Consider the following 13,394-nt stretch of genomic DNA (forward strand, 5'->3'; position numbering starts at 1 on the left):
CAACACATGGCCTGCGACCCCGAAACAACCCGGAGAAGGACCCGTAGAACACCCCGGGGTTCCGCCCTGACCCCGCCCGGCCCCACGCGGTGAGCCCCGCGAAAACAGCCGTCACGGACCCGCAACGCCCCGGCAATCTGCCCCGGCCATCCTCGGGTCATGACGCCGTCGAACCCTCTTCGCGACGAGTCCGGCAGCACTCACCTCGACAGTACGGCGCAACTCATGGACCGGATCACCAGCCAGCTCGGCAGCCAGCTCCGCCTCGTCTCGCTCGACGGAAGCCGCCGCCCCGAACCGCCGCGCACCCCCCTCGTCCTGGTCGCCCACGGCAGCCGCGACCCGCGCGGCCTCGCCACCGTCACGGCCCTGGCCGAGCGCGTCCGCGAGCTGCGCCCCGGGCTCACCGTCCGGCTCGGCCACATCGAACTGAACGAGCCGCTGCTCGGCGACACCCTCGCCGCGCTGCGGCCGGGCCCCGCCGTCCTCGTGCCGCTGCTGCTCGGCCGCGGCCAGCACGTCAAGCGCGACATCCCCGCGGTCGCCGCCCGCGCGCCGCACCTCGACTGCCGTGTCGCGGCCCCGCTCGGCCCGCACCCGCTGCTCGCGGACGCGCTGCAGGCGCGGCTCACCGAGGCGGGCTGGCCCGCACGGCCCGGTGCCGCCGCGCGCCGCCGCCTCGGTGTGGTCCTCGCGGCGGCCGGATCCCGCGACCCGGAGTCGGCCATCGACACCGAGACCGCCGCGGGACTGCTGGCCGAACGCCTGGGCGTGCCCGTCGTGCCCGCCTACGCGGCGCCCACCGCGGCCTGTGCCCGCACGGTGCCCGCGGCACTCGACGCCCTGGCCGCCGAAGGACGGCGGCAGGCCGCCGTCGCCGGGTACTTCACCGCGCCGGGCCGCTTCGCCGCGCAGGCCGCCGCCCACGCCCCCTGGATCGCCGCGGCCCCGCTCGGCGCGCACCCGGCGCTCGCCCGCCTCGTCCTGCACCGTTACGACCTGGCCCGCACCGCCCCCGCGGTGGCCGAACCGCGCCGCCTGACCGTGGTCTGACCGGGGCCAGATCCTCCTTTGTCACCGCTTGCGTCTACTGTCGGTGCATGGAAGGCACAGCACCGAACGCGCAGGACGACGACTTCGGCGCCTATGGCGCCTATGACCAACCCGCCGTCGAGCGATGGGCCACCGAGCCCGACAAGAGGCCGGGGCGCACGGCCTTCCAGCGCGACCGCGCGCGCGTGCTGCACTCCGCGGCGCTGCGCCGTCTCGCGGGAAAGACCCAGGTCGTCACGCCCGGCACCAGGAGCCAGGCCTGGGACGCCAGTGCGCGGACGCGCCTCACGCACTCCCTGGAGTGCGCCCAGGTCGGCCGCGAGCTGGGCGCCGCCCTCGGCTGCGACCCCGATCTGGTCGAGACCGCCTGCCTCTCCCACGACCTGGGCCACCCGCCCTTCGGGCACAACGGCGAGCAGGCGCTGAACGAAGTGGCGGCCGACTGCGGCGGTTTCGAGGGCAACGCCCAGTCGCTCAGGCTCCTCACCCGCATCGAGCCGAAGCGCTTCGTCCGCTCCGAGGCCACCGACGAGCTCGTCAGCGTCGGCCTCAACCTCACCCGTGCCGCCCTGGACGCCGCCACCAAGTACCCCTGGCCGCGCGGCGCCCACCCCACCGACCCGGCGTCCCCCAAGTTCGGGGTCTACGAGGACGACCGTCCGGTCTTCGACTGGGTCCGCAAGGAGGCCCCGGGGCAGCGCACCTGCTTCGAGGCGCAGATCATGGACTGGTCGGACGACGTCGCGTACTCGGTCCACGACTTCGAGGACGGCCTGCACGCCGGTCACATCGATCCGAACGCGCTGCACGCGGAGCCCGAGCGGCAGGACATCTACGCGGTGGCGCTCGGGCGTTACGTCCCCGACGACACCGACCCCGAAGAGCTCGCCCAGGCCCTGGACCGCCTCCTCGACCAGGACTGGTGGCCGCACGGTTACGACGGATCGGCCGTCGCCCAGGCCCGGTTGAAGGACGCCACGAGCCAGCTCATCGGGCGCTTCTGCCTGGCCGCGGAGACCGCCACGCGCGCGAGGTACGGCACGGGCCCCCTCACGCGGTACGCCGCAGAGCTGGTCGTCCCTCGCGCGGCGCGGCACGAGTGCGCGGTGCTCAAGGCCGTCGCCGACCGCTATGTGATGCAGCGCCCCGCCCAGGAGCGGCTGCGCGCGGACCAGCGCATCGTCGTCGCCGAGCTGGCCGCGGCGCTCACGGCGCGCGCGCCCGACGGCCTCGACCCGCAGTTCCGCGCGCTGTACGACGCGGCGGCCGACGACCGTGCGGCCCAGCGCGTGGTCGTGGACCAGATCGCCTCACTCACGGACGCGGCGGCCCGCGCCCTGCACACCCGGTTGATGGCGAGACGGTAGGAAGTACGGCGGTAAATGACCATGGAGTGACCACAGGGCGTGACGAAATGTGGCCAGTTGGGGCCACGCCCCCTTCCCCCATCACGCTCTGTGCGGGACGCTCCCTGTGGCGGTTCGGTTATGAGGAGGCATCAAGTGGTCGACGCGGATCAGACGTTCGTCATTGTCGGAGGAGGTCTGGCCGGTGCGAAGGCGGCCGAGACACTCCGCTCCGAGGGCTTCACCGGCCGGGTGATCCTCATCGGTGACGAGCGCGACCACCCCTATGAGCGCCCGCCCCTGTCGAAGGGCTACCTCCTGGGCAAGGAGGACCGCGACAGCGTCTTCGTCCACGAACCGGGGTGGTACGCGCAGGCGGACATCGAACTGCACCTCGGCCAGACCGTCGTCGCGATCGACCGCGCGGCGAAGGCGGTGCGCCTCGGCGAGGGCACCGTGATCCACTACGACAAGCTGCTCCTCGTCACCGGCGCCGAGCCGCGCCGCCTCGACGTCCCCGGCACGGACCTCGCGGGCGTCCACCACCTGCGCCGCCTCGCGCACGCCGACCGCCTGCGCCACGTCCTCGCCGCCCTCGGCAGGGACAACGGCCATCTGGTGATCGCGGGCGCGGGCTGGATCGGCCTGGAGATCGCGGCGGCCGCCAGGGAGTACGGCGCGGAGGTCACCGTCGTCGAGCCCGAGCAGACCCCGCTGCACGCCGTCCTCGGCCCCGAGGTCGGCCAGATGTTCGCCGACCTGCACGCCGAGCACGGCGTCCGCTTCCACTTCGGCGCGAAGCTCACCGAGATCACCGGGCAGGACGGCATGGTCCTCGCCGCCCGCACCGACGACGGCGAGGAGCACCCGGCGCACGACGTGCTCGCCGCGATCGGCGCCGCCCCCCGCACGGCCCTCGCCGAGTCCGCGGGCCTCGACATCGCCGACCGCGCGCAGGGCGGCGGCATCGCGGTCGACGCCTCGCTGCGCACCTCCGACCCGGACATCTACGCGGCCGGTGACGTGGCGGCCACCGCCCACCCCCTGTACGGCGGCAGGCTCCGCGTGGAGCACTGGGCGAACGCCCTGAACGGCGGCCCCGCCGCGGCCCGCGCGATGCTCGGCCAGGACGTGACGTACGACCGCGTGCCCTACTTCTTCTCCGACCAGTACGACGTGGGCCTGGAGTACTCGGGCTGGGCGCCCCCGGGGTCGTACGACCAGGTGGTGGTCCGCGGCGACACCGGCAAGCGCGAGTTCATCGCGTTCTGGCTGCGCGACGGGCAGGTCCTGGCGGGGATGAACGTGAATGTGTGGGACGTCACCGAATCCATTCAGGAGCTGATCCGCAGCGGTCGGCGGCCGGATCCCGACGCTCTCGCGGACCCCTCCACCCCCTTGGCGTCGCTCCTGGCGTGAAGGGCCGGGCAGGAGTGTCACAGGCGCGCCGTAGTATTCGTACGTGGCAGGCAGGATCAATGACGAGGACGTGAAGGCGGTTCGGGACGCGGTCCCGATCGACGCCGTGGTCTCCGACTACCTCCAGCTGCGGAACGCGGGCGGTGGAAACCTCAAGGGCCTGTGCCCCTTCCACGACGAGAAGTCCCCGTCCTTCCAGGTCAGCCCGAGCAAGGGTCTCTTCCACTGCTTCGGCTGCCAGGAAGGCGGCGACACGATCGCCTTCGTGATGAAGATCGACCACCTCACGTTCTCGGAGACGGTCGAGCGCCTCGCCGCCAAGGCGGGCATCACGCTGCGGTACGAAGAGGGCGGGTACAACCCCAGCCACCAGCGCGGCGAGCGCATCCGCCTGGTCGAGGCCCACAAGATCGCCGCCCAGTTCTATGTGGAGCAGCTGGAGAGCGCCGAGGCCGAGATCGGCCGGAAGTTCCTCGCCGAGCGCGGCTTCGACCAGGCGGCGGCCGCGCACTTCGGCGTGGGCTACAGCCCGGCGGGCTGGGACCACCTCACCCGCTATCTGCGCGGCAAGGGCTTCAGCGACAAGGAGCTGACCGTCTCCGGCCTCTCCCAGGAGGGCCGCCGCGGTCCCATCGACCGCTTCCGGGGCCGCCTGATGTGGCCGATCCGCGACATCGGCGGCGAGGTCGTCGGCTTCGGCGCCCGCAAGCTCCGCGACGACGACAACGGCCCGAAGTACCTGAACACCCCCGAGACCCCGATCTACAAGAAGGGCCAGGTCCTCTACGGCGTCGACCTGGCCAAGAAGGAGATCGCCAAGACCTCCCGCGCGGTCGTCGTCGAGGGCTACACCGACGTCATGGCCTGCCACCTCGCCGGTGTCCCCACCGCCATCGCGACCTGTGGCACGGCCTTCGGCGGCGACCACATCAAGATCCTGCGCCGCCTCCTGATGGACAACGGCTCGGCGCGGGTGATCTTCACCTTCGACGGCGACGCGGCAGGCCAGAAGGCCGCCCTGCGGGCCTTCGAGGACGACCAGAAGTTCGCCGCCGAGACGTACATCGCCATCGCGCCCGACGGCATGGACCCCTGCGAGCTGCGGCTGGCCAAGGGCGACGCGGCCGTCGCCGACCTGGTCGAACCCCGCACGCCGCTCTTCGAGTTCGCGCTCCGCCAGATCGTCTCGCGCTACGACCTGGAGACCCCCGCGGGCCGCGCCGCTGCCCTGGACGAGGCGGCGCCCGTGGTGGCCCGCATCAAGAACAGCGGCGCGCAGCACGAGGTGGCCGTCCAGCTCGCCGGCATGCTCGGCATCCTGGACACCCAGTTCGTGGTCAAACGGGTCGCCCAGCTGGCCCGTTGGGCCCGCGACCGCGGCGGCAGGGGCCCGGCCCCGCAGCAGAGCAGGCCCCCGCAGGCGTACGCGGAAGGCCCGCCCGCACCCAGCGGCCCCGCGCTCACCCTGCGCAGCCCCGCCCACCGCACCGAGCGCGAGCTGCTCAAACTGGCGCTGCAGCACCCGCAGTTGGTCTCCCCGGCCTTCGACGCGTACGGCGTGGACGAGTTCACCGCCCCGCCCTACGCAGCCGTGCGCCAGTGCGTGGAGGAGGCGGGCGGCGCCGAGGCGGGCATCGAGGAACCGCAGGCCTACCTCGCGCGCGTGCTGGACGCCGCGCCGGACGACACGGTGCGCCGCATGGTCACCGAGCTGGCCGTCGAGGCGATCCTGCGCAAGACCGTCGACGAGGTGTACGCGGGGCAGCAGCTGGTTGAGGTGCGCAGGCGTGCCGTGGTCCGCCGGATCACTGAGATCCAGGGCTCCCTGGCCCGCCTCGGGCAGGGTGCGGACCCGGCTCAAGTGGCCGCCGTTCAGAATGAGTTGCTGGTGCTTCAGAAGTACGACAGGGATCTGCAGGGGCGAGGGGCGGACGCGCTCTACTGAGCCGTCCGCGCCGCCGTCGGCGCGCTCTGCCGCGCAGCGGCGCATGCCGTGGTGGCCGGGCGAGACGTCTTCGCTGCTTCAGGCGCCCCGCCAGGACGCGCGCGAAAGAGGCTCCGACGCCCTCTGAGGCGTGACGCTCGGGCCAAGGGTTACCCGTCGGGTAATCGTGCGGTCACGGACCGGACTCAAAAAGTCACCGCACGCCCCTCGTGGCGGCCGTGTGTCGTGCCCCACACTGGGTTCCGGTGCCTGAGTCCTCGGAGCGCGGCCGGCCCGCAGACAGCGGGTCCGACATCCCCGCGGTTCCACACATCGTGTCCGGGACGGACAGCGGCGAGGCCGTCGTCCCTCTCCCGTTGCCGCACGCCTCAGCAGCGATCACCCTGGAGGTCGCCCCCGTGCAGACCCAGACCCTCACCCAGACCGACACCGCCGCGCGCGCGGATGCGGACGCCCTGGAGGCAGTCCCACCGCAGAGCCGGGCCACCCGGCACCCGGAGGCCGCGGAGGCCGCGGAGGTGCAGGAGGCCCCGGCCCCGGAAGCGGCCGAAGCGCAGGGTCCGCCGGACGCCCCGGAGGCCCTCGAGCCCGAGACCATCGAGCTGCCGGCCCCCCGCGGCCGTACCGACACCGGCGGTCCCTCGTCCGACCTGTTCCGCCAGTACCTGCGCGAGATCGGGCGGATACCCCTGCTCACCGCGGCGGAGGAGGTGGAGCTCGCCCGTGGCGTGGAGGCGGGCCTCTTCGCCGAGGAGAAGCTGAGCAACACCCCCGACCTGGACTCCCAACTCGCCCTGGACCTCGACAAACTGGTCGTCAGGGGCCGGATGGCCAAGCGCCGCCTCATCGAGGCGAACCTCCGCCTCGTCGTCTCCGTCGCCAAGCGCTACGTGGGCCGCGGGCTCACCATGCTCGACCTCGTCCAGGAGGGAAACCTGGGCCTGATCAGGGCGGTGGAGAAGTTCGACTACGCCCGCGGCTACAAGTTCTCGACGTACGCGACCTGGTGGATCCGCCAGGCCATGTCCCGCGCCCTCGCCGACCAGGCCCGCACCATCCGCGTGCCCGTGCACGTCGTCGAGCTCATCAACCGCGTCGTACGCGTCCAGCGCCGCATGCTCCAGGAGCGCGGGTACGAACCCACGCCCGAGGAGGTCGCGGCCCATCTGGACCTGCCGCACGAGCGCGTCAGCGAAGTCCTGCGCCTGGCCCAGGAGCCGGTCTCGCTGCACGCACCCGTCGGCGAGGAGGACGACGTCGCCCTCGGCGACCTCATCGAGGACGGCGACGCGACAAGTCCCGTGGAATCAGCGGCATTTCTGCTGCTCCGCGAACACCTGGAAGCGGTCCTCTCCACCCTCGGCGAACGCGAACGCAAGGTCGTCCAGCTCCGCTACGGCCTCGCCGACGGCAGGCCCCGCACGCTGGAGGAGATCGGCCGCATCTTCGGCGTGACCCGCGAACGCATCCGCCAGATCGAATCCAAGACCCTCAACAAACTCAGGGACCACGCGTTCGCGGACCAACTGAGGGGCTACTTGGACTGAAGGGGGAGCGCCCCGTAAGGGGCGCGGGGAACTGCGCGCTCAGCCACAAGAGCCCGGCACACGCAGCTCCCCAACACCCCCACGGCGCTAGTCGACTTCAGCCACGGCCTGCGCGAACTGCGCGGCGTACAACCGCGCATACGCCCCGTCCGCAGCCAGCAGTGCGTCATGCGTGCCCTGCTCGACAATGGCACCGTTCTCCATCACCAGGATGGTGTCCGCGTCACGAATCGTGGACAGCCGGTGCGCGATGACAAAGCTGGTACGCCCATGCGCGAGTCTCGCCATCGCCTTCTGGATCAGCACTTCCGTGCGTGTGTCGACGGAACTCGTCGCCTCGTCGAGCACCAGGATCACCGGGTCGGAGAGGAACGCCCGCGCGATGGTGATGAGCTGCTTCTCGCCCGCGCTGACCCCCGTCCCGTCGTCGTCGATCACGGTGTCGTACCCGTCGGGGAGCGTCCGTACGAAGCGGTCGGCGTGGGCGGCGCGCGCCGCCTCCTCGATCTCCTCGCGGGTGACGTCCTTCGTCGCGCCGTACGCGATGTTCTCCGCGATGGTGCCGCCGAACAGCCAGGTGTCCTGGAGCACCATGCCGATCCCGGACCGCAGTTCGTCGCGCGACATGGCGTCGACGTCGACCCCGTCCAGGGTGATGCGCCCGCCCGTCACGTCGTAGAACCGCATGAGCAGGTTCACGAGCGTGGTCTTGCCCGCGCCGGTGGGGCCGACGATGGCGACCGTGTGACCGGGCTCCACGACGAGCGAGAGGTCCTCGATGAGCGGCTTGTCCTTCTCGTAGCGGAAGGACACGTGCTCCATCTCGACCCGCCCGAGCAGCCGGTCGGGGCGCTCGCCGGGCACCGGGTCGGCGTCCTGCTCCTCGGCGTCGAGGATCTCGAAGACCCGCTCGGCGGAGGCGACGCCCGACTGCACGAGGTTCGCCATGGACGCGACCTGCGTGAGCGGCATCGAGAACTGCCGCGAGTACTGGATGAACGCCTGCACGTCACCGATCGACAGCGACCCGGAGGCCACCCGCAGACCACCCACCACGGCCACGAGGACATAGTTCAGGTTCGAGATGAAGAACATCAGCGGCTGCATGATGCCGCTGTTGAACTGGGCCTTGAACCCGGCCTCGTACAGCTGCTCGTTCTGCTCGGCGAACGCCTTCGCCGACTCCTCCTGCCGCCCGAACACCTTCACCAGGGTGTGCCCGGTGTACATCTCCTCGACGTGGGCGTTCAGCTTGCCGGTGGTCTTCCACTGCTGCACGAACTGCGGCTGCGACCGCTTGCCGACCTTCGTCGCCACGAAGAACGACAGCGGCACGGTGACCAGCGCCACCAGGGCGAGCAGCGGCGACACCCAGAACATCATCACCAGGACGCCGATGATCGTCAGCAGCGAGTTGATGAGCTGGCCCATCGTCTGCGTCAGCGTCTGGTTGATGTTGTCGAGGTCGTTCGTGGCCCGGCTCAGCACCTCGCCGCGCTGCCGCTTGTCGAAGTACGACAGCGGAAGCCGCGACAGCTTCGCCTGTACGTCGCCGCGCATGCGGAACACGGTCTTGTTGATCGCGCGGTTCGAGAGCCGGGTCGCCACGGCCATCAGCAGGCCCGCCACCAGGAAGGTGCAGAGCGCGAGCAGCAGGACCTCGCCGACCGCGCCGAAGTCGATGCCCTTGCCCGGCGTGAAGTCGACACCGGAGAGCATGTCGGCCATGCCGCCGTCGCCCCTGTCGCGCATGCCCTCGATGGCCTGCTCTTTCGAGAGGTCCTTCGGCATGTCACGGCCGACGATGCCCGCGAAGAGCAGGTCGGTCGCCCGGCCCAGGATCTTGGGGCCCACCACGGAGAGCGCGACGCTCAGGACACCGGCCGTCAGCATCCCGTACATCGTGGCGCGCTCCGGCTTGAACTGCGCGAGCAGCCGCTTGCCGGAGTTCTTGAAGTCCATCGACCGGGAATCGGGGCCCATCATCGGTCCGCCGTGAGCCATTACGCGGCCTCCGCTTCCGTCAGCTGGGAGAGCACGATCTCCCGGTAGGTCTCATTGCTCTCCATCAGCTCGTGATGGCGCCCGGTGCCCACGACCCGGCCCTCGTCGAGGACCACGATGCGGTCCGCGTCCCGGATGGTGGAGACGCGCTGGGCGACGATGACGACGGTCGCCTCGGCGGTCTCGCGGCCGAGCGCGGCGCGCAGGGCCGCGTCCGTGGCGTAGTCGAGCGCGGAGAACGAGTCGTCGAAGAGATAGATCTCGGGGCGCTGTACGAGGGTGCGCGCGATGGACAGACGCTGGCGCTGCCCGCCGGAGACATTCGTGCCGCCCTGGGCGATCGGCGCGTCGAGACCCTCTTCGAGGCCCTCCACGAAGCTCTTGGCCTGGGCGACGTCGAGCGCGTGCCAGAGCTCCTCGTCGGTGGCGTCGGGGTTGCCGTACCGCAGGTTGGTGGCGACGGTGCCGGCGAAGAGGTACGGCTTCTGCGGGACCAGGCTCACGGTCCGCGCGAGCAGCGCGGGCTCGACGGTGGCGACGTCCACGCCGCCGACCAGGACCTCGCCCTCGGTCGCGTCGATCAGCCGCGGCACGAGGCTGAGCAGCGTCGACTTGCCGCTGCCGGTCGACCCGATCACGGCGGTCGTCTCGCCGGGCCGTGCGACCAGTTCGATGGCCTTGAGCACGGGCTCCTCGGCACCGGGGTAGCGGAAGCCCGCACTCCTGATCTCCAGGTGGCCGTGGCTGCGGAGTTCGCGCACCGGGGCGGCCGGGGGCACCACGCTGCTCGCGGTGTCCAGGACCTCCTCGATGCGCTCGGCACAGACCTCCGCGCGCGGCACCATCATGAACATGAAGGTGGCCATCATCACGGACATCACGATCTGCATCAGATAGGCGAGGAACGCGGTCAGCGCGCCGATCTGCATCCCGCCGCTGTCGATCCGGTGCGCGCCGAACCAGACCACCGCGATCGAGGAGATGTTCACGACGGTCATGACGATCGGGAACATCAGCGCGAGCAGCTTGCCGGTGCCGAGCGAGACGTCGGTCAGATCGGAGTTGGCGTTCCGGAACCGCTGCTTCTCGTAGTCGTCGCGGACGAAGGCGCGGATGACGCGGTTGCCGGTGATCTGCTCGCGCAGGACCCGGTTCACCGTGTCGAGCCGCTCCTGCATGGTGCGGAACAGCGGCCGCAGGCGCCGCACGATCAGGCTGACGCTGATGCCGAGGACGGGCACGACGGCGACGAGGACCGCGGAGAGCGGCACGTCCTGGCCGAGCGCCATCACGATGCCGCCGACGCACATGATGGGCGCGGACACCATCAGCGTGAACGACATCAGGACCAGCGTCTGCACCTGCTGGACGTCATTGGTGGTCCGCGTGATCAGCGAGGGGGCCCCGAACTGGCCCACCTCGCGCGCGGAGAAGGACTGCACACGGTCGAAGACGGCGGCCCGCACGTCGCGCCCGAGGGCCGAGGCGGTCCGCGCACCGTAGAAGACGGCGCCGATGTTGCAGAGCATCTGCACGATGGTGACGGCGATCATGATGCCGCCGAAGCTGAGGATGTAGCCCGTGTCTCCCTCGACGACACCGTTGTCGATGATGTCGGCGTTCAGGGTGGGCAGATAGAGCGCGGCGCACGTCTGCAGGAACTGCAGCAGCACCACCAAGGCGATGGGTTTCTTGTACGGGCGCAGGTGCGTCCGCAGGAGTCGTATGAGCACGCTCGGTCTCTCGAGGAGTGGCGGGTGTCGGTACGTAGGGCGAGGTCGCCCCCCATACTCCGACACCCGCCCCGCCGACGTGCAACCGATTAACCCATGACCCGGTCAAAATTCAGCCCGGGTCAAGAAGTGGGCTCACTTAAGGATCAAGAAACGGCGGTACGAGACGTGCTCACGAGACGTACGGAGCCCCATGAGCCGTACGAGACGTCAGGCGAAGGCCCCCGGATGCGCCTGCTCCCGCACCGTCGCGTACTGCTGGCGCACCGCCTGCCCCACCGCGAGCTCCTCGCCCGGCTCGAAGACCTGCGCCGCGGCCCCCTGCCAGAGTGGCAGCTGCCCGGTCAGCGCCCACGCGGCCTGCCGCGCGGCACCGATCGCCGCGTAGTCGGCGGGCTGCGGCACCACGACCTGCGTGCCGAACAGCATCGGCGCCACGGCCTGCACGGCAGGCAGCTCGGCGGCCGCGCCGAGCAGGAACACCCGCCGGACCTCCACGCCCCGCCCGCGCAGCACGTCGAGCGCGTCACCGAGCCCGCAGAGCATGCCCTCGAAGGCGGCCCGCGCCAGATGCTCGGGCTTCATCGACTCGCGCCGAAGTCCGGTCAGCGTGCCCGCGGCATGCGGCAGGTTCGGCGTCTTCTCGCCCTCCAGGTAGGGCAGGAGCACGAGTCCGTGCGCGCCGGGGGTCGACTTCATCGCGAGCGCGGACAGCTCCTCCAGGTCCGCGGCCCCGAGCATCTCGGCCGTCCCGCGCAGCACACGGACGGCGTTGAGCGTGTGGACCACCGGCAGATGCATCCCGGTGGCGTCCGCGAGCGACGTGATCATCCCGCCCGCGTCGGCCAGCGCCTCGTGGTGCACGGCCATCACGGACCCGGACGCCCCGAGCGACACCACGGCGTCGCCCTGCTGCACCCCGAGCCCGAAGGCCGCCGCCATCGTCTCGCCGGTGCCCGCCGATATCAGCAGCCCCTCGGGCGTGGTCCCCGCGGCCTCCGCGGGGCCGATCACCTCGGGCAGCATCGCCTGGTGCCCGAGGGCGAGTTCGACGAGATCGGGGCGGTACGTGCCGGTCGCCGCCGACCAGTAGCCGGTGCCGGAGGCCCCGCCGCGGTCGGTGGTGCGCCGCGCGGGCCTGCCGAGCAGCTGCCACACCAGCCAGTCGGGGGCCTGCATGAGCGCGGCCACGCGCTGCGCCGCCTCCGGTTCGGTCCTGGCGAGCCAGCGCAGCTTCGTCACGGGCAGGCCCGCCTGCGGGACACAGCCCACGGCCTGCGCCCAGGCCTCGCGGCTGCCGAGCCCGTCGACCAGATCGACGGCGGCGACCTGCGCCCGCCGGTCGTTGCCGACGAGCGCGGGCCGCACGGTGTTGCCGTGCTGGTCGAGCGGCACGAGCGCGTTCTGCTGGGCGGAGACGCCGATGGCCTGCACGCCCTCGAGGAGCCCGCCGCCCGCCGCCTCGCCGAGGGAGAGCAGCCAGGCCTGCGGATCGACGTCCACAGGACGGCCGCCGCCCTCCGTGCTCTCCAGCGGATGCGGGGCATAGCCCTGCTTGAGTACGGCGCCGGTGTCCGTGTCACAGACCACAATGCGCGTGAAATCGGGCGAACTGTCCAGCCCTGCGACTATCCCCATGCCTGGAATTCTGCCGCACCGCGAGACGTGTCCCGTACCTGTGTTCCCAGCCCGTGATCGCCGAGCGCTGCCGCTCAGGTGCTGCCGCTCAGGTGTTGCTCGTGCCCCAGTCGTCCTCCGCGTCGCCCTGCCCGCGCTGCCGGAGCGACCGCACGCGGTCGGCCACCGAGTCGGGCATCTTCTCCCCGACCTTGTCGGACACCGAGTGGAAGGCCTTGCCCGCCACCTCGCGGCCCTGCTGCGTCGCGGACTCGACGGTGTTGCGCACGGCCGGGTTCTGGGAGATCTCCCGCGCTGACTTCTTCAGCTGCTCGTACCGTTCGCGTCCGGCCCGGGTCCCGAGTACGTACCCAAGAGCCAGTCCCGCGACGAATGTGAGCCGGTAGCGCATGGCTGCCACCCTTTCCTTGCGTCGGCGTCGCTCGTCTGTCGCTCGTCTGTTGATCGGCTGGTGATCGCCGAGGGATACCGATTGGCGGAGCACCCCCCTGCTTGCGCTAATGTATGTGTCGCAGCGAGCGCCCGCCGCCTGGAGAGTTCCCAGGTAGGTGCGTTCGATGCGACGAGACGATCCCCTGTAGCTCAATTGGCAGAGCAGCCGGCTGTTAACCGGCAGGTTACTGGTTCGAGTCCAGTCGGGGGAGCTCGGTCTCCTGTAGCTCAATTGGCAGAGCAGCCGGCTGTTAACCGGCAGGTTACTGGTTCGAGT

9 protein-coding genes and 1 tRNA gene are annotated in these 13,394 nt (G+C 71.1%); 6 read left to right on the forward strand and 4 right to left on the reverse strand.

Annotated features, from left to right (window positions below):
- Positions 1 to 159 precede the first annotated feature (159 nt).
- The 5 genes from ACFWZ2_RS24415 to ACFWZ2_RS24435 all read left to right on the forward strand — a co-directional run bounded on the left by ACFWZ2_RS24415 (position 160) and on the right by ACFWZ2_RS24435 (position 7,310).
- A complete protein-coding gene (locus ACFWZ2_RS24415) occupies positions 160 to 1,053 on the forward strand; it encodes a sirohydrochlorin chelatase (protein ID WP_384548983.1) in 894 nt (297 codons plus the stop codon).
- A 47-nt stretch (positions 1,054 to 1,100) separates the two neighbouring features.
- Positions 1,101 to 2,420, forward strand: coding sequence for a deoxyguanosinetriphosphate triphosphohydrolase (locus tag ACFWZ2_RS24420; RefSeq protein WP_384548985.1), 1,320 nt, complete (start codon positions 1,101 to 1,103; stop codon positions 2,418 to 2,420).
- Between the two features lie 135 nt (positions 2,421 to 2,555).
- Positions 2,556 to 3,818 (forward strand): NAD(P)/FAD-dependent oxidoreductase, encoded by a 1,263-nt coding sequence (locus ACFWZ2_RS24425; RefSeq protein WP_384548987.1) that lies wholly within the window; start codon positions 2,556 to 2,558, stop codon positions 3,816 to 3,818.
- Positions 3,819 to 3,861: 43 nt separating this feature from the next.
- A complete protein-coding gene (gene dnaG / locus ACFWZ2_RS24430; protein ID WP_384548988.1) occupies positions 3,862 to 5,763 on the forward strand; it encodes a DNA primase in 1,902 nt (633 codons plus the stop codon).
- A 245-nt stretch (positions 5,764 to 6,008) separates the two neighbouring features.
- Positions 6,009 to 7,310 carry an RNA polymerase sigma factor gene (locus ACFWZ2_RS24435; RefSeq protein WP_384548990.1) on the forward strand — a complete coding sequence of 434 codons (1,302 nt, stop codon included), beginning with the start codon at positions 6,009 to 6,011 and terminating at the stop codon, positions 7,308 to 7,310.
- A gap of 87 nt (positions 7,311 to 7,397) precedes the next feature.
- Here the strand turns inward: ACFWZ2_RS24435 and ACFWZ2_RS24440 are convergent, their stop codons facing one another.
- The 4 genes from ACFWZ2_RS24440 to ACFWZ2_RS24455 all read right to left on the reverse strand — a co-directional run bounded on the left by ACFWZ2_RS24440 (position 7,398) and on the right by ACFWZ2_RS24455 (position 13,076).
- Complete coding sequence (locus ACFWZ2_RS24440) at positions 7,398 to 9,314, reverse strand: ABC transporter ATP-binding protein (RefSeq protein WP_384548993.1); 1,917 nt, start codon at positions 9,312 to 9,314, stop codon at positions 7,398 to 7,400.
- Positions 9,314 to 11,047, reverse strand: coding sequence for an ABC transporter ATP-binding protein (locus ACFWZ2_RS24445; protein ID WP_384548995.1), 1,734 nt, complete (start codon positions 11,045 to 11,047; stop codon positions 9,314 to 9,316). The genes ACFWZ2_RS24440 and ACFWZ2_RS24445 overlap by 1 nt, the downstream gene beginning before the upstream one ends.
- A gap of 210 nt (positions 11,048 to 11,257) precedes the next feature.
- Positions 11,258 to 12,685 carry an FGGY-family carbohydrate kinase gene (locus tag ACFWZ2_RS24450; RefSeq protein WP_384548997.1) on the reverse strand — a complete coding sequence of 476 codons (1,428 nt, stop codon included), beginning with the start codon at positions 12,683 to 12,685 and terminating at the stop codon, positions 11,258 to 11,260.
- Positions 12,686 to 12,773: 88 nt separating this feature from the next.
- Positions 12,774 to 13,076, reverse strand: coding sequence for a YtxH domain-containing protein (locus ACFWZ2_RS24455; RefSeq protein ID WP_384548999.1), 303 nt, complete (start codon positions 13,074 to 13,076; stop codon positions 12,774 to 12,776).
- A gap of 180 nt (positions 13,077 to 13,256) precedes the next feature.
- Between ACFWZ2_RS24455 and ACFWZ2_RS24460 the strand changes: the two genes are divergently transcribed.
- A tRNA-Asn gene (locus ACFWZ2_RS24460) sits at positions 13,257 to 13,329 on the forward strand.
- Positions 13,330 to 13,394 lie beyond the last annotated feature (65 nt).

Origin of the sequence: Streptomyces sp. NPDC059002, assembly GCF_042740435.1 — a bacterium.
Taxonomy (GTDB): Bacteria; Actinomycetota; Actinomycetes; order Streptomycetales; family Streptomycetaceae; genus Streptomyces.